Genomic DNA, 24666 nt, shown 5'->3' with positions numbered 1-24666 from the left:
TTACTCTCCCCCGCGTTTTGCCGCCTCAAACGCCGCCAGCGTCGTCAGCCGCGCCTGGCGGTGGTCGACGATCGGCGGTGGATACGCCAGCGCCACGCCCTGTTGTTCCGCCCAGCGATGGGGATGATGAAGCTCATTGTCCGGTACATCCGCCAGTTCGGGCAACCATTTACGGATAAAAGCGCCTTGCGGATCAAAACGTTCGCCCTGCGTTGTCGGGTTGAAGATGCGGAAGTAAGGCGCCGCATCGGTGCCGGTCGACGCCGCCCACTGCCAGCCGCCGTTGTTGGCGGCAAAGTCGCCATCCAGCAGTTGGCGCATAAAGTAGCGCTCGCCGGCGCGCCAGTCGATCAGGAGATCCTTCACCAGAAAACTGGCGACGATCATCCGCAGGCGATTATGCATCCATCCGGTGTGGTTCAGTTGCCGCATGGCCGCATCAACAATCGGGTAGCCGGTGCGCCCCTGCTGCCAGGCCTGCAGCGCCTCGGCGTCCGGGTTCCAGCGGACGGCGTCCGTCCAGCCGATAAACGGGCGGTGGCGGCACAACGCCGGATGAGCCACCAGCAGATGGCGGTAAAACTCGCGCCAGATTAACTCATTCAGCCAGGTAAATGCGCCGCTCTCCGGCTGCGTCAGCAGATCGGGGCAGGTCAGCCGCAGGCGGTTGAAGCACTGGCGCGGTGATAGCACCCCCAGCGCCAGATACGGCGACAGGCCGCTGGTGGCGTCCAGCGCCGGAAAATCGCGCTGCTGCCGGTAATCCTCGACCTGCTCGCGACAGAAGGCGCGCAGCCGGCGCAGAGCGTGCTCCTCACCCGGCGGAAATGCCGCATCCCATTCGGCATCAGGGTACGCAAACGGCTCCGGCGCCGCCGGCTCGGCAATCGCGCCGCCCGCCCGCACCGACGGCGCCGGCAGGGAGTGCACATCCACGCTGAGCAGACGCTGCAAAAACGCCTTACGAAACGGCGTAAAGACCTGATACATCTCGCCGCTGCCGGTCTGCACGCTGCCGGGCGGCAGCAGCAGCGCGTCATCAAACGCGTGGCAGGTCAGCGTTTCCGCCAGCGCGCTTTCAACCTGCCGGTCACGCCGCCGCTCATTCAGTTCATACTGCCGGTTGTAAAACAACGCGTCGACGCCGGTGGCGCGGCAATAGTCGGTCAACCAGCGCGCCGCAGCGGCAAAGTCATCACACTGTTGCACCACCAGCGGAATACCGCGCTGCGCCAGCTGCGACCGCAGCTGCAGCAGGTTGGCGTAGATAAATGCCGCCTGACGCGGTGCCATCTCATGCCGTCGCCACTGCTGCGGCGTGGCGATAAACAGCGCCACCACCTGCGCCTGCGGATCGCGGCAGGCGGCATACAACGCCTTGTTGTCCGTGATGCGCAGATCGTTGCGCAGCCAGACCAAATGGGTGGCCATACCCCTCCTTCCATTAATAGCCGTAACGCAGACGCAGCGCTTCCGGGTAAGGGTCAAAATAGCGCTGCTGCGCCAGATAAACGTCCGGGAACTCCGCCAGATAGTGCTTTAACAGCGTGATAGGCGCCAACAGCGGCTGTGTTCCCTGTCGGTAACGCTCAATCAGCAGCGTCAACTCTTGCCGTTGAGATGGGCTGAGCCAACGGCGAAAATAGCCTTGTACATGCATCAGCACATTGGTGTGGTTACGCCGCGTCGCCTTGTGCGTCAGCAGTGTCATCAGCCGCTGACGATACGCATACGCAAACGCCTCAAGCGATGGCCAAAGTGCAATATCTGCGACAAAACGTCCCAGTTCACGATACTCAGTCTGGGAGTGCGCCAGCAACGAGAGTTTGTAACGGCTGTGAAATGCGATCAGCGCCGCACGCGTCAGACCATCGCGCCACAACGTGTTGAACTCATGCAACGCACACACCCGCTCGATAAAATTCTCACGCAGCGCCGTATCCTGCAGTCGGCCATCTTCCTCAACCGGCAGCCAGGGCATCTGTCGCATCAGTTCGGCGGTAAACAACCCGACGCCGTTCTTGCGCGCGCCATGATTTTCATCGTACACCCGCACCCGCTCCATGCCGCAGCTCGGCGATTTCGCACATACGATATAACCGCACAATGAAGAAAGTTCAGCCACATGCCGGGCAGAAAACTGTCGCATTTCCGCCGTCAGATCAATCTCAGCATTCTGGCTGTGGCACAGAGCGACCTGCCCCGATTTTTTCACCAACCGTAACGCCGGACGCGGCACCGGCAGACCAATAGCCATCTCCGGGCACAGTGGTACAAAGCGTACGTGGGGCGCCAGTTGGCTGACGGCGAAATCCAGACGTTTATGGCCGCCGTCAAACCGTACCGACGCCCCCAACAGGCAGGCGCTGATGCCAATAGGTATTTGATCGCCCATAATTTCTCCTCGACCGCTAAAACACAGTAAAAGTATAGAAGAATTCGGCGGTTAAGACGACGCTGCCCGCCGGCGGCGAGCATAAAAAAACCCCCGCCGAAGCGAGGGTTGCAGGGGATAGGCACGGCTTAGTAAAAATCGCCGGAGGCCAGTTCCGCCTGTTGCAGCCAGACCGGCTTATCGCTGGTTTTTGACCAGACGCGGTGCAGATAGCTGTAAAAACGCGCGCGATCGGAGCGGAACAGCATCACCGGCAAGGCCAGCACGCCGGCCAGAACCACTGCGCCGCGGCGCAGGAGAATCCGATGCAATGGATAAGCTTGATAGGTAGACATGCGAACCTCCTTAAAAGCACGCCGGCTGCATGGCTGTCAGGCGCAGCGACGGCGTAAAAACAGATAAACGGATGAATTTGGTAACTGCGCAAAATTTTAGCGCAACTGATGAAAATTTACTACTCATCCGACCACTAAAATCAGTAAAAAAAGCGCATTTTGCTCTTTATACTGAAATTTTGTTACATGATGGTTAATTATTAACTAAACATTGGTTACCTTATGGTTATCCCGCACAAAAGTTACTCACGGTGATCTTTCCGTCCCAACGCGACGGCAAAAATGTCGATGATTCAGGCGTTTTTATACTTTTTTTACAGCCTGCGACGCGATTTTTTCATCTTCTTTCCACCCGCCTTCCTACACTCCCGCTATCAAGAACCGTCACCTGTGGAGGTGCCCCGTGAGTATCAGCGTTATCGCTGGCGCGCTGTTGGTCCTGCTGCTGTTGGGCTATCTGGTTTACGCCCTGTTCAACGCGGAGGATTTCTGATGGCTGCATCAGCCTTTCTGTTTATCGCCAGCTTCCTGCTGGTTCTGCTGCTTCTGTCACGCCCGCTGGGCTATTTTCTGGCGCGCCTGATTGAAGGTGAACCCCTGCCCGTGCTGCGTCACAGCGAACGTTTTATCCGCAGCTGCAGCGGCAGCCGCGGGGAAGAGATGAACTGGCGTCAGTATGCACTGGCGATCCTGCTCTTCAACCTGCTTGGCATCATCCTGCTGATGGCGCTGTTAATGGGCCAGGGCGCGCTGCCGCTCAACCCGCAGGGTTTCCCGGGCATGTCCTGGCATCTGGCGCTGAACACCGCCGTCAGCTTCGTCACCAATACCAACTGGCAGGCCTACAGCGGTGAAAGCACCCTCAGCTACCTCAGCCAGATGGCCGGTCTGACGGTGCAGAACTTCCTCTCCGCCGCCAGCGGCATCGCCGTCGCCTTTGCGCTGATCCGCGCGTTCAGCCGCCGTTCCAGCGCCACCATCGGCAACGCCTGGCTGGATATCTGGCGTATCACGCTGTACGTCCTGCTGCCGCTGTCACTGCTTATCGCGCTGTTTTTCGTCAGCCAGGGCGTGCTGCAGAACCTGTCGCCCTACCTGCATCTGACCACGCTGGAAGGCGGCCAACAGGTGCTGCCGATGGGGCCGGTGGCCTCGCAGGAAGCGATCAAGATGCTCGGCACCAACGGCGGCGGCTTCTTTGGCGCCAACTCGGCGCATCCGTTTGAAAACCCCACCGCGCTGAGCAATATGGTGCAGATGCTGGCGATCTTCCTGATCCCCAGCGCGCTGTGCTTCGCCTTCGGCCAGGCCGCCGGTGAAAACCGTCAGGGCCATACGCTGCTCTGGGCGATGTCGCTGATCTTCGTCGTCGCCGTGGTGGCGGTGATGTACGCCGAACTGGCGGGCAACCCGCATCTGAGCGCCGCCGGCGCCGACAGCATGTTCAATATGGAAGGCAAAGAGTCGCGCTTCGGCATCCTTGCCAGCAGCCTGTTCTCCGTGGTCACCACCGCCGCCTCCTGCGGCGCGGTCAACGCCATGCATGATTCCTTCACCGCACTGGGCGGCATGGTGCCGATGTGGCTGATGCAGATCGGCGAAGTGGTGTTCGGCGGCGTCGGCTCCGGGCTGTACGGCATGCTGCTGTTCGTCCTGCTGACGGTGTTTATCGCCGGGCTGATGATTGGCCGTACGCCAGAGTATCTGGGGAAAAAGATCGACGTCTATGAGATGAAAATGACCGCGCTGGCGATCCTGGTGACGCCGACGCTGGTGCTGCTGGGCAGCGCGCTGGCGCTGGCGACCGACGCCGGACGCAGCGGCATTCTCAACCCCGGCGCCCACGGGCTGAGCGAAGTGCTGTACGCCTTCTCCTCTGCCGCCAACAACAACGGCAGCGCCTTCGCCGGGCTGAGCGTCAACACGCCGTTCTACAACCTGCTGCTGGCCTTCGCCATGCTGGTTGGCCGCTTCGGCGTGATCCTGCCGGTGCTGGCGATCGCCGGTTCACTCTGCGCCAAAAATCGTCAGCCGGCGGGGAACGGCACCCTGCCGACCTACGGGCCGCTGTTTGTCGGCCTGCTGATCGGCACCGTACTGCTGGTTGGCGCCCTGACCTTTATTCCTGCGCTGGCGCTGGGCCCGGTGGCCGAGCATTTACAGATTTGGCTGGCCCGTTAACGGCTTCTTAGAGAGAAATAGTTATGACTCGCAAACAACGCGCGCTATTTGAACCGGCGCTGGTGCGTAACGCGCTGCTGGACGCCGTGAAAAAACTGGATCCGCGCACCCAGTGGCGCAACCCGGTGATGTTCGTGGTGTATCTCGGCAGCCTGCTCACCACCCTGATCTGGCTCGGCATGCTGACCGGCCATGGCCGCGGCGACGCCGCCTTTACCGGCAGCGTGGCGCTGTGGCTGTGGTTCACCGTACTGTTCGCCAACTTCGCCGAAGCGCTGGCGGAGGGCCGCAGCAAAGCGCAGGCGGAAAGCCTGAAGGGCAGCAAACAGACCAGCTGGGCCAAAAAACTGGCGCAGCCGCAGCGCGACGCGCCCCAGGAAAAAGTGGCGTCGCAGAGCCTGCGTAAAGGCGACGTGGTGCTGGTGGAAGCCGGCGACACCATTCCCTGCGACGGTGAAGTGCTGGAGGGCGGCGCCTCGGTGGATGAAAGCGCCATCACCGGCGAATCCGCGCCGGTGATCCGCGAATCCGGCGGCGATTTCTCCTCGGTCACCGGCGGCACCCGCGTGCTGTCCGACTGGCTGATCGTCCAGTGCAGCGTCAACCCGGGGGAAACCTTCCTCGACCGGATGATCGCCATGGTCGAAGGCGCCAAACGGCGCAAGACGCCAAACGAAGTGGCGCTGACTATCCTGCTGGTGGCGCTGACCATCGTCTTCGTGCTGGCGACCGCCACCCTGCTGCCGTTCTCGCACTACAGCGTCGTCGCCGCCGGCAGCGGCGCGGTGGTCACCATCACCGTGCTGGTGGCATTGCTGGTGTGCCTGATCCCCACCACCATCGGCGGTCTGCTGTCGGCGATCGGCGTGGCGGGCATGAGCCGCATGCTCGGCGCCAATGTGATCGCCACCAGCGGCCGGGCGGTGGAAGCCGCCGGCGACGTGGACGTGCTGCTGCTGGACAAAACCGGCACCATCACCCTCGGCAACCGCCAGGCGTCTGAATTCCTGCCCGCTCCCGGCGTTGACGAGCAGCAGCTGGCGGACGCCGCGCAGCTGTCATCGCTGGCGGATGAAACGCCGGAAGGCCGCAGCATCGTGGTGCTGGCCAAACAGCGCTTCAACCTGCGCGAGCGTGATTTACAGACGCTCAACGCCACCTTTGTGCCCTTCTCGGCGCAAACCCGCATGAGCGGCGTCAACGTGCAGCAGCGCGTGATCCGCAAAGGCGCGGTGGACGCCATTCGCCGCCACGTGGAATCCAACAGTGGTCACTTCCCGCCGGAGATCGACGCGCTGGTGGAAGGCGTGGCACACACCGGCGGCACCCCGCTGGTGGTGGCCGAAGGCGCTAAAGTGCTGGGCGTAGTGGCGCTGAAGGACATTGTTAAAGGCGGCATCAAGGAACGCTTTGCCGAGCTGCGTCGCATGGGGATTAAAACGGTGATGATCACCGGCGACAACCGGCTGACCGCCGCCGCCATCGCCGCCGAGGCCGGGGTGGACGATTTCCTGGCCGAAGCGACGCCGGAAGCCAAACTGGCGCTGATCCGCCAGTATCAGGCGGAAGGCCGGCTGGTGGCGATGACCGGCGACGGCACCAACGATGCGCCGGCGCTGGCGCAGGCCGACGTTGCGGTGGCGATGAACTCCGGCACCCAGGCGGCGAAAGAGGCCGGCAATATGGTCGATCTGGACTCCAACCCGACCAAGCTGATCGAAGTGGTGCATATCGGCAAGCAGATGCTGATGACGCGCGGTTCGCTGACCACCTTCAGCATCGCCAACGACGTGGCGAAGTACTTCGCCATTATTCCGGCCGCCTTTGCCGCGACCTACCCGCAACTGAATGCGCTGAATATCATGCATCTGCATTCGCCGTCGTCGGCCATTATGTCGGCGGTGATTTTCAATGCGCTGGTGATCGTATTCCTGATCCCGCTGGCGCTCAAAGGCGTCAGTTACAAAGCCATGAGCGCAGCGGCGCTGCTGCGCCGCAACCTGTGGCTGTACGGGCTGGGCGGCCTGCTGGTGCCGTTCGTCGGTATCAAGCTGATCGACCTGCTGCTGACGCTGCTGCACATCGCCGGTTAACCGTTAAGGAGAAACACCATGTCTTATTTACGTCCTGCGCTGGTGATGCTGATTTTGCTGACGCTGCTCACCGGCATCGCCTACCCGCTGCTGACCACCGGCCTGGCGCAGCTGCTGTTTTCCCAACAGGCCAACGGTTCGCTGCTGTATCACGGCGACAAACTGGCCGGCTCGGCGTTGATCGGCCAGAATTTTACCCAACCGCGCTATTTCTGGGGCCGCCCTTCCGCCACCGCCGATTCGGCCTATAATGCCGAAGCGTCAGGCGGCAGCAATCTGGCGGCGTCGAACCCGGAACTGGATAAAGCCTTCGCCGAACGGGCCGCCCTGCTGCGCCAGGCCAACCCGACGATGCACGGCCCGATCCCGGTCGACCTGCTGACCGCCTCCGGCAGCGGCCTCGACCCGCAGATCTCCGTCGCTGCGGCGCAGTATCAGCTGGCCCGCGTGGCCGCCGCCCGCCAGCTGCCGCCGGCGCAGGTGGCGCGCTTAATCGCCGAATACAGCGAGCGGCCCGTGCCGGGCTTCCTCGGCACGACCACGGTCAATGTGCTGCAGCTGAACCAGGCGCTGGACGCTCAGCAATAAGCGTGACGGGGATGTCCATTTTTCTACGGGTTCGCCGCGGTGAACCCCTTTTTCGTTGCCAGACAAGGAGTTTCCATGGTTGATGATGAACAGCAGCGCCCCGACCCGGACAGCCTGCTGGCGGTCGCCAACGAAAAACCGCGCGGCCGCCTGAAGGTGTTTTTCGGCGCCTGCGCCGGCGTCGGCAAAACCTACGCCATGCTGCAAGAGGCCCAGAGGCAACGCGCTCTGGGCCTTGACGTTCTGGTCGGGGTGGTGGAAACCCACGGCCGTAATGAAACCGCCGCGCTGCTGGACGGGCTGAGCGTACTGCCGCAAAAACGGATCCAGCACCGCGGCCGCGTGGTGCGCGAATTCGATCTGGACGCCGCGCTGGCGCGTCACCCGGCGCTGATTCTGATGGATGAACTGGCCCACAGCAACGCCCACGGCTCGCGCCACCCCAAGCGCTGGCAGGATGTGGAGGAGCTGCTGGATGCCGGCATCGACGTGCTGACCACCGTCAACGTACAGCACCTGGAGAGCCTGAACGACGTGGTCGGCGGCATTACCGGCGTACACGTGCGCGAAACCGTCCCCGATCACGTCTTCGATCAGGCCACCGAGGTGGTGCTGGTCGACCTGCCGCCGGACGATCTGCAGCGGCGATTGAATGAAGGCAAGGTGTATCTGCCCGGCCACGCCGAACGCGCCATTGAGCACTTCTTCCGTAAGGGCAATCTGATCGCCCTGCGCGAGCTGGCGCTACGCCGCACCGCCGACCGGGTGGACGACCAGATGCGCGCCTTCCGCGATACCCAGGGACGGGAGAAAGTCTGGCATACCCGCGACAGCATTTTGCTGTGCGTCGGCCATAACAGCGGCAGCGAAAAGCTGGTGCGGATCGCCGCCCGCCTGGCGGCGCGGCTCGGCTGCCACTGGCACGCGGTCTATGTGGAAACCCCCAAGCTGCACCGGCTGCCGGAAACCCGCCGCCGCGCCATTCTGCGCGCGCTGCGTCTGGCGCAGGAGCTGGGCGCAGAAACCGCCACGCTGGCCGCACCGTCGGAAGAGCGCGCGGTGCTGCGCTACGCCCGCGAACATAATCTGGGCAAAATCATTATCGGCCGACGCGGCGAGCAACGCTGGAAGTTCCGCAGCAGCTTCGCCGATCGCCTCGGCCAGCTGGGGCCGGATCTCGATCTGGTGATCGTGGCGCTGGAGGATGAACGTCCGCCGAGCGTGCTGAAGGAACCCGATAACCGCAGCTTCAGCGAGAAGTGGCGCATGCAGCTGCGCGGCTGCGCGGTGGCGTTCGCACTGTGCGCGCTGATCACCCTGCTCTCCCAATGGCTGCTGCCGGGGTTCGATCAGGCCAACCTGGTGATGGTGTATCTGCTCGGCGTAGTGATTGTCGCGCTGTTCTTCGGCCGCTGGCCGTCGGTGCTGGCCGCGGTGATCAACGTCGCCAGCTTCGATCTGTTTTTTGTCCAGCCGCACTGGTCATTCGCCGTCAGCGATGTGCAGTATCTGCTGACCTTTGCGGTGATGCTGACCGTCGGCATCACCATCGGTAACCTTACCGCCGGCGTGCGCTATCAGGCACGGGTGGCGCGCTACCGCGAACAGCGGGCGCGGCACCTGTACGAAATGTCGCACGGCCTGAGCCAGGCGCTGACCGCCGAGGACGTTGCCGACACCAGCCGCCATTTCCTCTCCAGCAGTTTTCACGCCAAAACCGTGCTGATGCTGCCGCAGGAAGATGGCCAGCTGCGGCAGATGACCGGTCAGGACGGCGGCATGCTGTCGGTGGATGAGGCCATCGCCCGCTGGAGCTATGACAAGGGGCAGCCCGCCGGCGCGGGCACCGATACGCTGCCCGGCGTGCCTTACCAGTTGCTGCCGCTGAAAACCTCGCAGCACACCTTCGGCCTGCTGGCCATCGAACCGACCAACCTGCGCCAATTGATGGTGCCGGAACAGCAGCGGCTGCTGCAAACCTTCAGCGTGCTGATCGCCAGCGCGCTGGAACGTCAGCAGCTGGCGCGCAGCGCCGCGCAGGCGCGGCTGGATACCGAACGCGAACAGCTGCGCAATTCGCTGCTGGCGGCGCTGTCGCACGATCTGCGCACCCCGTTGACGGTGCTGTTCGGTCAGGCGGAAATTCTGACGCTGGACCTGGCGGCGGAAGGCTCCAAGCACGCCCCGCAGGCCAGCCAGATCCGCCAGCAGGTGCTGAGCACCACCCGGCTGGTAAATAATCTGCTGGATATGGCGCGCATTCAGTCCGGCGGGTTTATCCTGCGTAAAGAGTGGCAGTCGCTGGAGGAGATCGTCGGCGCATCGCTACATATGCTGGAGCCGATCTTTAACCAGCATGAGGTCAAGGTGGAGCTGCCCGACGACATGGTGCTGATCAACTGCGACGGCAGTTTATTGGAACGTGTCTTCACCAACCTGTTGGAAAATGCCGATAAATATGCCGGACAGGATGCTATTATCGGTATTCGCGCCCGCACATTGCCGGAGTGGCTGGAAGTGGAAATCTGGGATAACGGCCCCGGTATTGCCGCCGAGCAAAGGCTGCATATCTTCGATAAATTCTCCCGCGGCGATAAAGAATCCGCCATTCCCGGCGTCGGTCTGGGGCTGGCGATCTGCCGCGCGATTATCGAGCTGCACGGCGGGCGGATCTGGGCGGATAGCAGCAGCCACGGCGGCGCCAGCTTTAAGTTTCTGCTGCCGCTGGAAAGCATGCCGGAAATGGACGGCGCAGACTTCGATTTATAAGCGAGGACAAGGTTGAGCATGACCCCGATTAACGTTCTGATCGTGGAAGATGAGAAAGAGATCCGGCGCTTTGTCCGCAGCGCGCTGGAAACGGAAGGACTGCGGGTGTTTGAAAGCGATACGCTGCAGCGGGGTCTGATTGAAGCCGGTACGCGCAAGCCGGATCTGATTATTCTCGATCTGGGGCTGCCCGACGGCGACGGGCTGAGTTTTATCCGCGATCTGCGCCAGTGGAGCAGCATCCCGATCATCGTGCTGTCCGCCCGCCTGGCGGAAGAGGACAAGATTGCCGCGCTGGACGCCGGCGCCGACGACTATCTCAGCAAGCCCTTCGGCATCGGCGAACTGCTGGCGCGGGTGCGCGTGGCGCTGCGCCGCCATGCCGCCAGTCAGCAGGAAAGCCCGCAGGTCAGCTTTGCCGACGTCAGCGTCGATCTGCTTAACCGCCAGGTCACGCGCGGCGGCGAAGAGCTGCACCTGACGCCAATTGAGTTCCGCCTGCTGGCGGAACTGCTGGCCAACGCCGGCAAGGTGCTGACCCAGCGCCAGCTGCTCAGCCACGTCTGGGGGCCTAACTACGTCGAACACAGCCATTACTTGCGTATTTATATGGGGCATCTGCGGCAGAAACTGGAAGCCGATCCGGCGCGGCCTAAACATCTGCTGACCGAAACCGGCGTCGGCTACCGTTTTATGCCCTGAGCTGGCGCAGGCTACTCGCCGGCCTGCGGCCCCTTCTTCAGGCCGACCATAAACGCTTTGAACGCGTCGCGCAGCGGCGCAAACACCGGATGTTTGCGGTTTTCGATCATCACTTCAGAAAACAGCTTTAGCCCGACGGCAAACGCGGCGCTTTTTTCCTGACCGAAAGCCAAATCTTCCCGCCCCTGAATGCGTTCGACAATATCCAGAATGTCGTCATGATTTTCTACTTCAAACACCAGCGGCGTCTTTTCTACCGGCGCACCTTTACGGTCGCTCAGCGCCTCAACGGTAATACGAAAACGGTGTCCCGGCATCAGGCTTTCTCCTCTGCGTTGTCATCTGCGGCCACTTCGGCCTCAATACGGCCGACTGCGTCAAGCAGCGCCTGGTTAATACGTTCAACCTGCTGCTGAGTCAGATCGGCGCGCATCATATTGCCGCGCAATATGCGTTTCAGCCGCTGCATGGTATCGGCAATGCCTTCGGCCAGGTTGCCCTCGCGGCGGCGGCCGGCATCGGCCAGGCGGGCGAAGATCACGTCCACCGCGGTCTGATGCTGCGCCAGCTCCGCTTTACCGGCATCGGTAATCTGGTAGCTCTTGCGCCCCTTGCCCGAGGTTTCCGCCTCCAGAAAATCCTGCTCTTCCAGCAGCGTCAGCGTCGGATAGATCACGCCGGGGCTGGGCACGTACAGACCGGAGGAGGCCTCTTCAATCGCCTTGATTAACTCATAGCCGTGGCTCGGTTTACGCTCTACCAGTGCCAGCAGCACCATACGCAGATCGCCGTGTTCAAACAGGCGGTGCAGTTTACTACCGCGCCCGCGGCCGTGCCCTTCGCCGTGACCGTGGCCACCCATCGCGTGGCGCCCGGCGCGGTGGTGATGGCAGCGGCGTTCGCGCGCTTCGCCGTGACGATCGCCGAAGCGATCTGAACGAAATCGATGGAACATCATGCTTACCTCTCAGGTGGTTTTAGATATATCGAATCGGATTCGATATATCTAATCTAGATCGATATATCTAAATCGGCAAGCGAAATATTGATGTCAGATATATCTAAATGGCGGGCATAAAAAAAGCGCTGTAAAAACAGCGCTCTTTACGATGACTGAGGAGAGATTATTTTGCGGAGGCCAGCACTTCGCTGACAATTTCCACCGCTTCCTGCTCGATTTTCTGGCGGTGTTCCGCGCCGAGGAAGCTCTCGCAGTAGATTTTGTAAGCCTCTTCCGTACCGGACGGACGCGCGGCAAACCAGCCGTTGTCGGTCATCACCTTCAGGCCGCCGATCGACGCGCCGTTGCCCGGCGCCGCCGTCAGGCGGGCGGTGATGGCATCGCCGCCCAGCGTGTCGGCCTGCACCATTTCCGGCGACAGCTTGGACAGCGCCGCTTTCTGCGCGTGGCTGGCCGGCGCCTGCAGACGGTTGTAGCTTGGCGCGCCGAAGCGGGCCGCCAGCAGATCGTAGTGACGCTGCGGGTTCTCGCCGCTCACCGCGGTGATCTCCGCCGCCAGCAGGCACATGATGATGCCGTCTTTGTCGGTGGACCACGGCTTGCCGTCGAAGCGCAGGAAGGAGGCACCGGCGCTCTCTTCGCCGCCGAAGCCGAAGCTACCGTCGTACAGGCCGTCAACGAACCATTTGAAACCGACCGGCACTTCCACCAGTTTGCGGCCCAGGTCCGCCACCACGCGGTCGATCATCGCGCTGGATACCAGCGTTTTACCGACGGCGACGTCAGCGCCCCACTGCGGGCGATGCTGGAACAGGTAGTTGATCGCCACCGCCAGATAATGGTTCGGGTTCATCAGGCCGGCCGGCGTCACGATGCCGTGACGGTCGTAGTCCGGATCGTTGGCGAACGCCAGGTCGAACTTGTCGCGCAGCGCCAGCAGACCCGCCATCGCCGATTCGGAGGAGCAGTCCATACGAATCACGCCGTCGTGGTCCAGACGCATAAAGCGGAAGGTCTGATCGACGGCGTCGTTCACCAGCGTCAGATCCAGTTTGTAATGTTCGGCAATGCGCTGCCAGTAAGCGATGCCAGAGCCGCCGAGCGGGTCGACGCCCAGCTTCAGGCCGGCATTCTGAATAGCCGGCATATCCACCACGTCCACCAGCCCTTCAACATACGGCTGCACCAGGTCCTGCGCGTGCAGATGGCCGCTGTTCCAGGCCTTGTCCAGCGACTGACGCTGCACGCCCTGCAGCTTGGCGCTCAGCAGTTCGTTGGCGCGTTTTTCAATCACCGAGGTCAGGTTGGTGTCGGCCGGGCCGCCGTTAGGCGGGTTGTATTTGATGCCGCCATCTTCCGGCGGGTTGTGGGAAGGCGTGATGACGATGCCGTCCGCCTGTGCACCGCCCTTGCTGTTGTAGCTCAGGATGGCGTTGGAAATCGCCGGCGTTGGCGTATAGCCGTTGTTTTCCTGCACGATCACATCCACGCCGTTGGCGGTCAGAACTTCCAGCACCGAGATAAATGCCGGTTCAGACAGCGCGTGCGTATCCTTACCCACGTAGCACGGGCCGGTCACGCCCTGCTGGCGACGCACTTCGGCAATCGCCTGGGCAATGGCCAGAATGTGCGCTTCATTAAAACTGTGACGTTCGGCGCTGCCACGGTGGCCGGACGTGCCGAATTTCACCGCATGGGCGGCATTGCCGGCTTCCGGCTGCAGCACATAGTACTGCGACGTCAGCTGCGCCACGTTGATCAGATCGCTTTGCTGAGCCGGTTGCCCGGCACGTGGATGGTTCGCCATCAACATCTCTCCCTTTCCCTTCTCAAACGGCCGGACGCAATGCGGCACGGCCGACGAGACGAGCAGTTCGCTAAATCAAATAGTCCCGCAAACCTTTTCAGTCAGCTCCGTCGGGAACTGCATGGACAGCATAATGTGTTCCACCATGCTGCGTTTACGGCCGGTATTGGTATTGGTGATCACCCAGTAAGGCGTGCCCGGAACGTGTTTCGGTTTGGTGTGCGTTCCATTTGCCAGCAGCGTTTGCTGATCGCCGGCAAAATAGGTGCGGGTACGGCCATGCAATGCCTCGGTCGCCATGGCGAAGCCGGCAGCATCCAGGGTGTACAGCGTAGAAAGTACCAGCATAAAGCGATTTACGGCTTTGTTCTGCTCGGCGTATTCATCCGACAGCAGCAGTTCGCGCATGGCGCGCACGCGATCGCGCGGGCGTGACGGCGCCGCTTTTTCCGGCTCCTGATTCTGGGCCACAACGCTTGCGCTACGCACAGGTTGCCCTGCGGAAAACTTCAACATACGCCGTAAAATATCGGACGCGCTTTCCCCGATATGTTGCGTGTGGCTGGCAATATAACGGTAAAGTTCTTCGTCGACTTCAATAGTTTTCATCTTTATCCAGTACTGTGTTTTCTACTTAAAGCCCGAAGCCAGGTTCTGGTTTCAGGCCGAGGGATTATAAAGTTAAAAGCGCGGGGGCAGACACAACAAAGTGCCGTTCGCGGGCAAAAGCAGACTATTACCTATATCCCCGTCATTTTTTATCCGGCCGGCGCGCGGCAAATACGGTGGATAACGGGGTGCGTCAGCACTGCCAATCCATCACCTTTGCAGATAATGAGTATGATACCCTATCAGAACCTCTCAAGATCATGAACTTCGCGATGAAATTACATTATCAATTGCTGGCCGCACAGGCGGAGAACGCCGATACCCTACCTATCCTGCTGATCCACGGCCTGTTCGGCAATCTCGACAACCTCGGGGTGCTGGCGCGCGATCTGAATCAACGGCACAGCGTGATTAAAGTGGATCTGCGTAACCACGGCCTGTCGCCGCGTTCCGATGAGATGAGCTATGCCGCGATGGCGCAGGACCTGCTGACGCTGCTGGACGATCTCCAGATCGCCCGCGCCATCGTGATCGGCCATTCGATGGGCGGCAAGGCCGCCATGGCGCTGACCGCGCTGGCGCCCGACCGCATTGCGCGGCTGGTGGTGATCGATATCGCCCCGGTGGCCTACCCGAGCCGCCACCATGACGACATCTTCGCCGCCCTGACGGCGGTCAGCGACGCCGGCCTTACCCAGCGCCAGCAGGCGGCGCAGCTGATGCGCGACTATCTGGATGAAGAAGGAGTCATTCAGTTCCTGCTGAAATCCTTTCACCAGGGAGAGTGGCGCTTCAACCTGCCGGTGCTGATCGCCAACTACGCGGCGATTATCGGCTGGCGCGAGGTGCCCGCCTGGCCTCACCCGACGCTGTTTATCCGCGGCGGGCTGTCAGAGTACGTGCAAAACAGCTACCGTGACGCCATCGCGCGCCAGTTTCCGCAGGCGCGCGCCTACGAGGTGGCCGGCACCGGGCACTGGGTGCATGCGGAAAAACCGCAGGCGGTGCTGCGCGCCATTCACCGCTTTTTGGGCCAGCCCTGAACGCAGGTGGCGAAAAAACGCGCTAAAGATAACGGCTTAGCGCGTTTGCGCCTCAGTTAGGCATTGTCGTTGCGGCGCCTGCTGGGGTAAGATGGCGCGCTATAATTTTTGCCGCCATCCCCAGCGTGCTGTCCGGCGCCAGATTGGGGGCAAAGTTGGCTTAGGTTGTAACGACCTGAACGGTATTAACCACAGCGTCCGGAAGCAGACCACCGCTTTTTGATGCTAATTCCCTTGCAGTACCGCTACCTATGGCAAAAGAACAAACGGATCGCACGACGCTGGATCTGTTCGCAGATGAACGCCGTCCGGGGCGCCCGAAAACCAACCCGTTATCCCGTGATGAACAGCTTAGAATCAATAAGCGTAATCAGTTACGGCGCGATAAAGTCCGCGGGTTACGGCGTGTGGAACTGAAAATCAACGCGGAAGCGGTGGAAGCGCTGAACAGGCTGGCCGAACAGCGTAACATCAGCCGCAGCGAACTGATCGAGCAAATGCTGCTGGCGCAGCTGGCGGACGAACAGCCGTCGCAATAATAACGTGCGGCAGCCGCACACGGCGTAAGGCGATGTGCGCTTAACGCCCCCTTACTTTCCGGCATCGCATGAACGCGATAAAACCCCGGAGCAAATTTCTGGCATGATAGGCGTTTACCGGTGGGACCCAGGTCTTTACCAAGACGCCACTTTACAACGATACCGATGCGATCAGCAGGCGAAACGTATTGTAATTTATTGAATTAAAAGGTTATACGCAATATGGCTAACGTAGGCATTTTCTTTGGCAGCGACACGGGCAATACCGAAAACATTGCCAAGATGATTCAAAAGCTCCTTCGCAAAGACTTCGGCGATGATGTTGCTGAGATTCACGACATCGCCAAAAGCAGCAAAGAAGATCTGGACGCATTCGATATTTTGCTGCTGGGCATCCCGACCTGGTACTACGGTGAAGCACAATGTGACTGGGACGACTTTTTCCCGACGCTGGAAGAAATAGACTTCAACGGTAAGCTGGTTGCGCTGTTCGGCTGCGGCGATCAGGAAGACTATGCCGAGTACTTCTGCGACGCGATGGGCACCATCCGCGATATTATCGAACCGCGCGGCGCCGCTATCGTCGGCCACTGGCCAACCAAAGGCTACCATTTCGAAGCCTCCAAGGGTCTGGCGGACGACGACAACTTTATCGGTTTGGCCATTGATGAAGATCGCCAGCCGGAACTGACCAACGAACGCGTAGAAGCCTGGGTCAAACAGATCGTCGCAGAGTTGAGCCTGGCCGATATCATCGGCTGATGTTATGCTCCGCAATGCTGCGAGACGGGCCCTGCTGACCGGCGGGGCCGTTATCGGCATCACGGATTGAAGCAATAGAAGCTACATATTAGTAACTTCCCTCCCCGTCACGGTAGACTCTGGCCCCGGTTTATCCCATTCATCAAGATGTTGCACGCGCAACATGTAACGGTGCAATAGACTTTTGTTAACAACCGGCGGTTTCCATTTAGGTCAACCGGTTCTATAATGAGTCGCTATTAACGCTTTGTGCCGACCGATGCCACAGGCAACAATGCCTCAACTGATTAGCATAGTAACAGGACTGAATCCGCATGACTGACAACAACACCGCATTGAAGAAGGCCGGCTTAAAAGTCACGCTTCCGCGACTCAAAATCCTGGAAGTGCTGCAAGATCCGGCTTGCCATCATGTCAGTGCGGAAGATTTGTATAAGAAACTGATCGACATGGGCGAAGAGATTGGTCTGGCGACGGTTTACCGCGTACTGAACCAGTTTGACGACGCCGGTATCGTTACCCGTCACAACTTCGAAGGCGGCAAGTCCGTATTTGAGCTGACCCAACAGCATCACCACGATCACCTGATCTGCCTGGACTGCGGCAAAGTGATCGAGTTCAGCGATGAGTCCATTGAAGCACGTCAGCGTGATATCGCCAAACAGCACGGCATCAAACTCACCAACCACAGCCTGTACCTGTATGGCCACTGCACCAGCGGTGACTGCCGTGAAAACGATACGCTGCATAACAAGAAATAAAGCTGGCCTGCCAGCGTAAATCAGGAACCGCCGCACGGCGGTTTTTTTATGCCTGTCGCTCGAGGAGCCGCTGCGGCGCCCGCCGTTATAGCGATGGGCGCCGCAGACGTTTGGCTTAGGCCGTTACCGGCTCCGCACGGCTGAAGCGCTTGCCGTCCGGGCTTGCCGAACGCACCTGCACCTCGCCCTGCACCGCCGGTCTGGCGGCGTCATCATAACGCTGCCAGCGCTGGCCGCCGTCGGTCGAATACTCGATGGTCAGGCCCGGCAGCGCAATATTGGCTTCCAGCCTGCCGCCGACTATGCGCGCGCCCGGCACCGGCAGACGGTAACTGATGCCACCCGCATCCAGCTTGGCCAGCTCACGCTGCCCCAGGATATTGGCAAAAACCTGCCACTCCTGCGCCAGCTTTTTGCCGTCGACAAAGCGGGTTTCCCCCCCCTTGTACTCGCGGCCCGCCTGATAGTCCAGTTCCCAGTCGGCGCGGTGCCAGGCGCGCTCGGCCACCGACAGCGCACGTGGGAAGATCATATACTCCATCTGCGGATCGGTTCGTACCACCTCGCTCCACAGCTGGGCGGACAGACCGTGCGCCCCCGGCCACGGCTTGTCGCTTTTGGCGCTGAACGCGTTGCCGTCGCGGTCAACCGAGGTTTCGGCGTTTTGCGGCATATTGTCCGGGGCAAAGCTGAAGATCTTGCGCTCGTCGCTGAAGCGGGTGCCCCAGTAATAGCCGCTGTCGTTCGGATTCACTTCATACGGGAAGTCCAAATAGACATAGTCCGGGTTGGAGACCACCACTTCATAACCCTTGTTGGCCCAGTCGTTCACCGAGTCAAAGCCGCCCCAGTACAGGGTATCCCAGAAGTTGACGCCCACGCGCGAGGTGGCGAACGCTTTGGCGTCCTTGGCATCTTTCAGGCCATCCTGCCAGGCCTGCATCCGATCGATACCGTGCGCCTTCACCAGCTTGCTGACCTCCTGGCCAAAGTAGCTCGGCAGATGTTCCATATCCGCCACTTTACCGCTGTCGATCAGCCGCTGGCAGGCCTGCGACTTCGCCCATGGCTTATCTTCCTTGCTCAGATCGAGCATCCCCTTGCCCGCCTCAGGTTTCTTCACGTCGGTGTAACCGGCCCCCAGACGGATGTTTTTCGCCTCATCGCCGCCAAAGTGCCAGGTGCCGATCGGCTGCCCCGCCTCCTGATGCATTTTGACCAGTTCCCCCATCACTTTGTCGACAAAGCGGGTGGAGGAGTCCAGGCACGGGTTCAGGTAGCTCTGGCGGTTGAAGAACTGTACCGAGGTGGTGTTCGAGGTATCGGTCGGGTCGACCAGCCGGTACGCCTCCGCCTCCTGCTGCTTGCCCTGCGCCATCAGTTTCTGGTAGCGCGCCTCCATGGAAACTACCGCCGCGCGGGCGTGCGCCGGCATGTCGATTTCCGGGATCACCTCAATATGTCGCGCCTGCGCATACTTGAGAATGTCGATGTAATCCTGGCGCGAGAAGAAACCGCCGTAGACACCCGGCCCCTGACCGTACTGCGGCAGCAGACAGGTGGTTTCGCTCAGGTCATGGCAGCGCTGCGCACCGACGTCCGTCAACTCCGGCAGGCCAGGGATTTCAATACGCCAGCCCTCATCATCGGTCAGGTGGAAATGGAATTTATTCAGCTTATAGGCCGCCATCTGATCCAGCAGGCGCAGCACGGCGTCCTTATGGTGGAAATTGCGCGCCACGTCGAGGAACAGCCCGCGGTAGGCAAAGCGCGGCGCGTCGCTCGCCTCCAGCGCGGCAATCTTCTTCTCGCCATTCAGCGGAATCAGCGACAAAATGGACTGCAGACCGTAGAACACCCCGCTCTGGTCAAAGCCGGTAATCCGCGCTTCCTTCTCGCTCAGCGTCAGTTTATAGGCGCCGGATTGCGCTATCTCGCCGCTAAACGATGCCGGTCTGATCTCGGTGACGATCGGATAGCCCGTCGCCACACTTGCGACGCCAAGCTGCTTAAAGCGCTCGCGCACCACCTCCGCTGACGCCGGCTCCAGCGCGTCGAGGTTCAGCGCCACGCCGTTGCCAAGATCGATATCCTGCGCATGGATCTGTACCGACATCGGCGTCGGGATAATCTGGCCGCGCAGCGAGGCGGCCGGCAACGTCTGCACATCCGCGTTGCGCGTAAAGCGCGAGGCCGGCGTCATCAGCACGTTGTTATCGTCTTTGGTGCGCTTCCACTGGTCGTCGCCGAACGGCGCCACAAACCGGTCCAGATCTTCAGTATCGGTATTGACCAGCACCTGCGGTTTAGCGTCGCCAGCGGTGGCATACCAGCGCGGCAGGAAATCGGTCTTAAACAGCTGCCAGTACTCCGCCACAATGGGAATTTCCACCGCCTGGTTGGCCGGGAAGCCCCGGAACGCCGCGGTCGGCTCCAGCTTATACAGATCGCCGGTCAGGTGAGTGATGCGGAACTGCTTATTGCCCACCTCCAGCGTCTGACGCGGGCTGTGGAAATAGATGGCCCAGTCTTTGGCGGTAATCGCCTGGCCGCCGTTGGCCAGCGTGATCAGCACCTTGTTGCAGGCCGCCCAGTCGGCACCCAGCCTGGCGCAGTCCACGCCGCTGTCGGCGGCGCGGTTATCCAGCATTTTGATATTCAGCTTCAGCTGGCTGAGGCGCTCCACCAGCGGCTGATCCGCCATGGCGCTGCCGGCCGCGCCGAACATGCCGGCGGTCGCCGCCAATACGGCCAGGGCACTCAGTTTAAATTTATTCATCTTCAGCCTCCTTGGTAATCGTGGTTATTCGCCCGAATTTCTTGCCACAGCCGGCCACAGCGCGCCTGATACGCCTGGCCGTCGCCGCTGTGCAGCGCCTGAATGCATTTTTGATAATCCATCACGCGCACCGTTTCCTGTGCGGCAAACGTCTGGTGCCGCCGCTCTTGCCGCAAGACCTCCAGCACCGCCTGACAGGACTGCAATTTTTCCGGCGACCCTTCCGCGGTATTGATGCAGGCGGCGTAAGCCTGCCGTAACCGGCCATCCTCCGGCGCCGCCTGCGGCTGTACGCAGCCGGTCAGCCCCGCCGCGATCGCGGCCGCCAACAACATTGTTCTCATCATGCAACTGCCCCCTGTAACCCTGCCCCGACGCCGGGGCAGCGATTAAAAGATGGTGAACGGTGCGATAACCATAAATTTGACGTCGCGCTCATCCTGGAAGATGTTGCCGTAGCCGCCGCCCCAGCTCGGAATATCGGAGTGGTTGTCATACTGCGTGAAGTGCAGCTTGAACAGCGTGCCCTTGGCGCGCCCTTCCTGCACGGTGTACATGGCGTCCAGGCTGTAGGCGCTCTCTTTCAGGCGCTGGCTCTGGTCATAGATCGGGTTGGTGCTCGGTTTGGCGTCCCAGGCGTAGACGTAAGAGCCGCCGACCGCCCAGCCCGGCAGGTTCCACTTGCTCAGGTCGTACATCACCCCGGCGTAGAGCGCTTTCTCGCCGTTGGCGTTAAAGTCGGAGCGGTTGTCCCACCACACATCCAGGCGGCCGTTTGAGGAGGCATAGGTCGGCGTCATGCGCTGCAGGAAGTACCCCTGATTGCCCTCGGCCTTGACCATGGTGCCCTCCAGACGCCAGGTAAACTGACCGGTGGTGTAACCGAAGGTCAGCGCCTGCAGCCAGGCCAGCCCGTCATAGATGCTGTTGGGATCGTGCCGGTCGCTGATGCGGTCTTCAGCGCCGTAGAATTGATAGCTGGTGGTGAGCGGATTGCCGAACAGTTCAAACTGATAGGCGGCTTTGGCGAAATACTGGTTCACGTAGCCCTGCGCCTGCCCAAACGCCGCTTCCAGCACCAGATCGTTTTTGAAATCATATTTAGCGCCGACGGAGTGCAAATAAGACACCGAGGTTTTCCGGTCATTCTGGCGGAAGTCGTCCATCACGGTATGCCATGGCGCTTTATATTTATCGGCCCACATATAAGAGAAACTCAGCGCGCCGGCATCGCCGTAGTCAAAGTTGGCGCCGGCCTCCGCACCGCGATAGGTGCCCGGTAAAAAGCTCCAGTGCGGCGCCAGCAGCGTTTGCCCGCTGGGCTGAATATAGCCGGCGCGCGCCCAGACCGGGCCATATTTGAATTTGGCGGCGGCCTTGTACAGGCTGACCCCGCCCTTATCGCCCTGATAGGTTTCATCATAGGTGCGGTTGCTGCTGGAAAAGGCGATTTCGTTCGGGTGGCCGCTGTCTTTGCTTTCCGCAATTTCAATTGCGCTGAAGGCGGCAACGTCCAGGCCCAGCATGTCCCAGGCGTAGCCGGAACTGAAATCCAGGCTCAGGTTGGCGGTCGCATGGGACAAATTGGTGGTGTAGCTGTTGTAGTCGGGATTATTTACCGTGACGCTGCTGCCGTCCGGCCTGGTCATCTCTTTGGTTTTATTTAAATCTTTACGATCGCGTTCGCGCTGCCAGTAATACAGGCCGCCGCTGAGCGTGGAATCCTCGATAAACCCTGCTGCCTGCGCCGCCGGGGGCATCGCCAGCCCCGTCCCCAACAGCGCGCCCGCGACAGCAAGCGTCAGCGTATTACGCCGAACACCGTGCGTAGCCATAATAAAATTCCTCTTTGACATAAAAGTACGGCCGCCGCTGCCCATCACCGCCTCGAACGGCCGCTAATAAAAAACCCTGAAACGGGTAAAAAGTGTTGCCGTCGGAAAAACCCCACAGCATTTATTGCTAATTACAGACTATTTTTCGCGATGCGAATTATCAAATGAAAAATGCAATAAGTTTGTCAAAGTATGACAAGGAGCACATATTGATGAGGATTTGTTACGCGTCAAAAAAATAGCGAGAGTTAATATAAAAGTTAAGTTAAATCAAAAAGAAATATACTAACAATATCGATTTAGCCTGAGTTGAATGGTTTCAGCTCAATGTTAGGGGAAAAATAGCAAAAAACAGAGAGCGCTCTCTTATCTCCATTATTTTCCGTCACGAATATATAAGTTAATATTAATAAATGACGGCATGTTGATGGCGTTCAGCGCGCGATGCAATAAAAACCGCCTGATTATCCCGGTAATATCGGCTAATGACGTTTAATCGTGCGGCAACCGCCCGGGGATTAACTGTAAAAATATTGAAGTATCGGACAGAGAGATAAAAAAAAAAGCGCAACCAAGGTTGCGCTTTTATCAGCGGAATGGCCGTAAGCCGGGCTTATGCGCCCACTTTCGCCCAGGTGTCGCGCAGGCCCACGGTGCGGTTAAACACCAGATGCTCGGCCGAAGAGTCGCGGCTGTCGGCACAGAAATAGCCTTCACGCTCAAACTGATAGGCGTGCTCAGGCTGCGCCTGCGCCAGGCTTGGCTCAACAAAGCCCTGCTTGACTACCAGCGATTCCGGGTTAATGGTGGCGAGGAAGTCCTCTGCCGCGCCCGGGTTCGCCACGCTGAACAGGCGATCGTACAGGCGGATTTCCGCCGGCACCGCATGCGCCGCCGACACCCAGTGAATCACGCCCTTCACCTTGCGGCCGTCGGCCGGATCTTTACTCAACGTCTCGGCATCATAGCTGCAGAAGATAGTGGTGATTTCACCGGCGTCGTCTTTCTCAACGCGCTCCGCCTTGATCACGTAGGCATTACGCAGACGCACTTCTTTGCCCAGCACCAGACGCTTGTACTGCTTGTTGGCTTCTTCACGGAAGTCAGCGCGGTCGATATACACTTCGCGGCTGAACGGCACTTCGCGGCTGCCCATTTCCGGCTTGTTCGGATGGTTAGGCATGGTCACCGTTTCCACCCGATCCGCCGGCAGGTTCTCGATCACCACTTTGACCGGATCCAGCACCGCCATGGCGCGCGGCGCGTTCTCGTTCAGATCGTCGCGGATGCATGACTCCAGCGCCATCATTTCGACGTTGTTGTCCTGCTTGGTCACGCCGATACGCTGACAGAATTCGCGGATCGAGGCGGCGGTATAGCCGCGACGACGCAGACCGGATACGGTCGGCATACGCGGATCGTCCCAGCCTTCCACGATCTTCTCGGTCACCAGCTGGTTCAGCTTGCGCTTCGACATGATGGCGTACTCAAGGTTGAGACGCGAGAATTCGTACTGACGCGGATGGCAAGGAATGGTGATGTTATCCAGCACCCAGTCATACAGACGGCGGTTGTCCTGGAATTCCAGCGTACACAGCGAATGGGTAATGCCTTCCAACGCATCGGAAATGCAGTGGGTGAAGTCGTACATCGGATAGATGCACCACTTGTTGCCCGTCTGGTGGTGTTCGGCAAACTTGATCCGATACAGCACCGGGTCGCGCATTACGATAAACGGCGACGCCATATCGATTTTGGCGCGCAGGCAGGCGGTGCCTTCGGCAAACTCGCCGTTACGCATTTTTTCGAACAGCGCCAGGTTCTCTTCCACCGTGCGGTCGCGGTACGGGCTGTTTTTGCCCGGCGCGGTCAGGGTGCCGCGGTATTCGCGGATTTGCTCCGGCGTCAGTTCATCAACATAGGCCAGGCCTTTGCCGATCAGCTCAACGGCATAGTGGTGCAGCTGGTCGAAATAGTCAGAGGAGTAACGAACGTTGCCGCTCCATTGGAAACCCAGCCACTCAACGTCATGCTTGATGGAATCAACGAACTCGATATCTTCTTTCACCGGGTTGGTATCATCAAAACGCAGGTTGCACTGCCCCTGGTAATCCTTGGCAATGCCAAAGTTCAGGCAGATGGATTTCGCATGGCCGATGTGCAGATAGCCATTAGGTTCAGGCGGGAAGCGGGTATGAACCGTCGTATGCTTCCCTGACGCCAGATCTTCATCGATGATCTGACGGATAAAATTGGTTGGGCGGGCTTCTGCCTCACTCATTTCACTATTCCTCAAATGCAAAGTGCTTCACATAACCGCCTATGATCCAACAAGCCACGTTTGGAAACAACCGTTAGTTTCAGCAAAAAATATTATCTCCGCCCCATCATGCGCCATTGCACCGGAAAAGTGCAACCTGTCCCCGAGCGCCCAATAAAAAAGCGGGAAGAGATTGCTCTCTTCCCGCCAAACGCCGGGTGCGTCCCGTCATGACTCGTTGGCACCC

The 24666-nt window shown here is 60.0% G+C and carries 21 protein-coding genes; 10 read left to right on the top strand and 11 right to left on the bottom strand.

Annotated features, from left to right (window positions below):
- From phrB to D781_RS05590, 3 genes are all read right to left on the bottom strand, one after another.
- A complete protein-coding gene (phrB, locus tag D781_RS05600; protein ID WP_015671341.1) occupies positions 1–1431 on the bottom strand; it encodes a deoxyribodipyrimidine photo-lyase in 1431 nt (476 codons plus the stop codon).
- Between the two features lie 13 nt (positions 1432–1444).
- A complete protein-coding gene (locus tag D781_RS05595) occupies positions 1445–2395 on the bottom strand; it encodes a 2-thiouracil desulfurase family protein (RefSeq protein ID WP_015671340.1) in 951 nt (316 codons plus the stop codon).
- A gap of 128 nt (positions 2396–2523) precedes the next feature.
- Entirely contained in the window at positions 2524–2730 is a 207-nt protein-coding gene (locus D781_RS05590; RefSeq protein ID WP_015671339.1) for a YbfA family protein, read from the bottom strand.
- A gap of 403 nt (positions 2731–3133) precedes the next feature.
- On the opposite strand from D781_RS05590, the gene D781_RS05585 reads away from it, so the two are divergent.
- The 6 genes from D781_RS05585 to kdpE all read left to right on the top strand — a co-directional run bounded on the left by D781_RS05585 (position 3134) and on the right by kdpE (position 11063).
- Positions 3134–3223, top strand: a complete 90-nt coding sequence (locus D781_RS05585) for a K(+)-transporting ATPase subunit F (protein ID WP_041411734.1) — start codon at positions 3134–3136, stop codon at positions 3221–3223.
- Entirely contained in the window at positions 3223–4911 is a 1689-nt protein-coding gene (gene kdpA, locus D781_RS05580) for a potassium-transporting ATPase subunit KdpA (protein WP_015671338.1), read from the top strand. The genes D781_RS05585 and kdpA overlap by 1 nt, the downstream gene beginning before the upstream one ends.
- A gap of 23 nt (positions 4912–4934) precedes the next feature.
- The gene (gene kdpB / locus D781_RS05575; RefSeq protein ID WP_015671337.1) at positions 4935–7004 is read left to right on the top strand and encodes a potassium-transporting ATPase subunit KdpB; all 2070 of its coding nucleotides are present in this window, start codon (positions 4935–4937) and stop codon (positions 7002–7004) included.
- Between the two features lie 18 nt (positions 7005–7022).
- Positions 7023–7592, top strand: coding sequence for a potassium-transporting ATPase subunit KdpC (kdpC, locus tag D781_RS05570; RefSeq protein ID WP_015671336.1), 570 nt, complete (start codon positions 7023–7025; stop codon positions 7590–7592).
- Between the two features lie 75 nt (positions 7593–7667).
- On the top strand, positions 7668–10361 hold the full coding sequence (kdpD, locus tag D781_RS05565) for a two-component system sensor histidine kinase KdpD (protein ID WP_015671335.1): 2694 nt from the start codon (positions 7668–7670) through the stop codon (positions 10359–10361).
- 12 nt (positions 10362–10373) lie between these two features.
- The gene (gene kdpE, locus D781_RS05560; RefSeq protein ID WP_041411733.1) at positions 10374–11063 is read left to right on the top strand and encodes a two-component system response regulator KdpE; all 690 of its coding nucleotides are present in this window, start codon (positions 10374–10376) and stop codon (positions 11061–11063) included.
- Between the two features lie 11 nt (positions 11064–11074).
- On the opposite strand, the gene D781_RS05555 is transcribed toward kdpE, so the two are convergent.
- The 4 genes from D781_RS05555 to seqA form a co-directional block, all read right to left on the bottom strand.
- The gene (locus D781_RS05555; RefSeq protein ID WP_015671333.1) at positions 11075–11380 is read right to left on the bottom strand and encodes a DUF3861 domain-containing protein; all 306 of its coding nucleotides are present in this window, start codon (positions 11378–11380) and stop codon (positions 11075–11077) included.
- Entirely contained in the window at positions 11380–12018 is a 639-nt protein-coding gene (locus tag D781_RS05550; protein ID WP_041412011.1) for a PadR family transcriptional regulator, read from the bottom strand. The genes D781_RS05555 and D781_RS05550 overlap by 1 nt, the downstream gene beginning before the upstream one ends.
- A 169-nt stretch (positions 12019–12187) precedes the next feature.
- Positions 12188–13831 (bottom strand): phosphoglucomutase (alpha-D-glucose-1,6-bisphosphate-dependent), encoded by a 1644-nt coding sequence (gene pgm / locus D781_RS05545; RefSeq protein WP_015671331.1) that lies wholly within the window; start codon positions 13829–13831, stop codon positions 12188–12190.
- Between the two features lie 75 nt (positions 13832–13906).
- Positions 13907–14440: a replication initiation negative regulator SeqA gene (gene seqA / locus D781_RS05540; RefSeq protein ID WP_015671330.1), complete on the bottom strand. Its 534-nt coding sequence runs from the start codon at positions 14438–14440 to the stop codon at positions 13907–13909.
- A gap of 260 nt (positions 14441–14700) precedes the next feature.
- Between seqA and ybfF the strand changes: the two genes are divergently transcribed.
- The 4 genes from ybfF (at position 14701) to fur (ending at position 17545) form a co-directional block, all read left to right on the top strand.
- Positions 14701–15483 (top strand): esterase, encoded by a 783-nt coding sequence (gene ybfF / locus D781_RS05535; RefSeq protein WP_199557140.1) that lies wholly within the window; start codon positions 14701–14703, stop codon positions 15481–15483.
- Positions 15484–15734: 251 nt separating this feature from the next.
- Entirely contained in the window at positions 15735–16022 is a 288-nt protein-coding gene (gene ybfE / locus D781_RS05530) for a LexA regulated protein (protein ID WP_015671328.1), read from the top strand.
- Positions 16023–16244: 222 nt separating this feature from the next.
- Positions 16245–16784, top strand: a complete 540-nt coding sequence (gene fldA, locus D781_RS05525) for a flavodoxin FldA (RefSeq protein ID WP_015671327.1) — start codon at positions 16245–16247, stop codon at positions 16782–16784.
- Positions 16785–17098: 314 nt separating this feature from the next.
- Positions 17099–17545 carry a ferric iron uptake transcriptional regulator gene (gene fur / locus D781_RS05520; RefSeq protein WP_015671326.1) on the top strand — a complete coding sequence of 149 codons (447 nt, stop codon included), beginning with the start codon at positions 17099–17101 and terminating at the stop codon, positions 17543–17545.
- A gap of 115 nt (positions 17546–17660) precedes the next feature.
- On the opposite strand, the gene D781_RS05515 is transcribed toward fur, so the two are convergent.
- The 4 genes from D781_RS05515 to glnS form a co-directional block, all read right to left on the bottom strand.
- Positions 17661–20324, bottom strand: a complete 2664-nt coding sequence (locus tag D781_RS05515) for a beta-N-acetylhexosaminidase (RefSeq protein ID WP_015671325.1) — start codon at positions 20322–20324, stop codon at positions 17661–17663.
- 2 nt (positions 20325–20326) lie between these two features.
- Positions 20327–20671: a ChiQ/YbfN family lipoprotein gene (chiQ, locus tag D781_RS05510; protein WP_015671324.1), complete on the bottom strand. Its 345-nt coding sequence runs from the start codon at positions 20669–20671 to the stop codon at positions 20327–20329.
- A gap of 42 nt (positions 20672–20713) precedes the next feature.
- Positions 20714–22159 carry an OprD family outer membrane porin gene (locus D781_RS05505; RefSeq protein ID WP_041412009.1) on the bottom strand — a complete coding sequence of 482 codons (1446 nt, stop codon included), beginning with the start codon at positions 22157–22159 and terminating at the stop codon, positions 20714–20716.
- Between the two features lie 613 nt (positions 22160–22772).
- The gene (gene glnS, locus D781_RS05500) at positions 22773–24440 is read right to left on the bottom strand and encodes a glutamine--tRNA ligase (protein WP_015671322.1); all 1668 of its coding nucleotides are present in this window, start codon (positions 24438–24440) and stop codon (positions 22773–22775) included.
- Positions 24441–24666: the final 226 nt, after the last annotated feature.

Origin of the sequence: Serratia sp. FGI94, from assembly GCF_000330865.1 — a bacterium.
GTDB lineage: Bacteria > Pseudomonadota > Gammaproteobacteria > Enterobacterales > Enterobacteriaceae > Serratia_B > Serratia_B rubidaea.
Note: the sequence above shows the minus strand (reverse complement) of the source record. Positions and strands in the feature narration are given on the sequence as shown.

Bases quoted from the DNA above. Each gene is read 5' to 3' on its own strand.
- phrB (WP_015671341.1), bottom strand. From the start codon at position 1,431: ATGGCCACCCATTTGGTCTGGCTGCGCAACGATCTGCGCATCACGGAC.
- D781_RS05595 (WP_015671340.1), bottom strand. From the start codon at position 2,395: ATGGGCGATCAAATACCTATTGGCATCAGCGCCTGCCTGTTGGGGGCG.
- D781_RS05590 (WP_015671339.1), bottom strand. From the start codon at position 2,730: ATGTCTACCTATCAAGCTTATCCATTGCATCGGATTCTCCTGCGCCGC.
- kdpA (WP_015671338.1), top strand. From the start codon at position 3,223: ATGGCTGCATCAGCCTTTCTGTTTATCGCCAGCTTCCTGCTGGTTCTG.
- kdpB (WP_015671337.1), top strand. From the start codon at position 4,935: ATGACTCGCAAACAACGCGCGCTATTTGAACCGGCGCTGGTGCGTAAC.
- kdpC (WP_015671336.1), top strand. From the start codon at position 7,023: ATGTCTTATTTACGTCCTGCGCTGGTGATGCTGATTTTGCTGACGCTG.
- kdpD (WP_015671335.1), top strand. From the start codon at position 7,668: ATGGTTGATGATGAACAGCAGCGCCCCGACCCGGACAGCCTGCTGGCG.
- D781_RS05555 (WP_015671333.1), bottom strand. From the start codon at position 11,380: ATGCCGGGACACCGTTTTCGTATTACCGTTGAGGCGCTGAGCGACCGT.
- D781_RS05550 (WP_041412011.1), bottom strand. From the start codon at position 12,018: ATGTTCCATCGATTTCGTTCAGATCGCTTCGGCGATCGTCACGGCGAA.
- pgm (WP_015671331.1), bottom strand. From the start codon at position 13,831: ATGGCGAACCATCCACGTGCCGGGCAACCGGCTCAGCAAAGCGATCTG.
- seqA (WP_015671330.1), bottom strand. From the start codon at position 14,440: ATGAAAACTATTGAAGTCGACGAAGAACTTTACCGTTATATTGCCAGC.
- ybfF (WP_199557140.1), top strand. From the start codon at position 14,701: ATGAACTTCGCGATGAAATTACATTATCAATTGCTGGCCGCACAGGCG.
- ybfE (WP_015671328.1), top strand. From the start codon at position 15,735: ATGGCAAAAGAACAAACGGATCGCACGACGCTGGATCTGTTCGCAGAT.
- fldA (WP_015671327.1), top strand. From the start codon at position 16,245: ATGGCTAACGTAGGCATTTTCTTTGGCAGCGACACGGGCAATACCGAA.
- fur (WP_015671326.1), top strand. From the start codon at position 17,099: ATGACTGACAACAACACCGCATTGAAGAAGGCCGGCTTAAAAGTCACG.
- D781_RS05515 (WP_015671325.1), bottom strand. From the start codon at position 20,324: ATGAATAAATTTAAACTGAGTGCCCTGGCCGTATTGGCGGCGACCGCC.
- chiQ (WP_015671324.1), bottom strand. From the start codon at position 20,671: ATGATGAGAACAATGTTGTTGGCGGCCGCGATCGCGGCGGGGCTGACC.
- D781_RS05505 (WP_041412009.1), bottom strand. From the start codon at position 22,159: ATGGCTACGCACGGTGTTCGGCGTAATACGCTGACGCTTGCTGTCGCG.
- glnS (WP_015671322.1), bottom strand. From the start codon at position 24,440: ATGAGTGAGGCAGAAGCCCGCCCAACCAATTTTATCCGTCAGATCATC.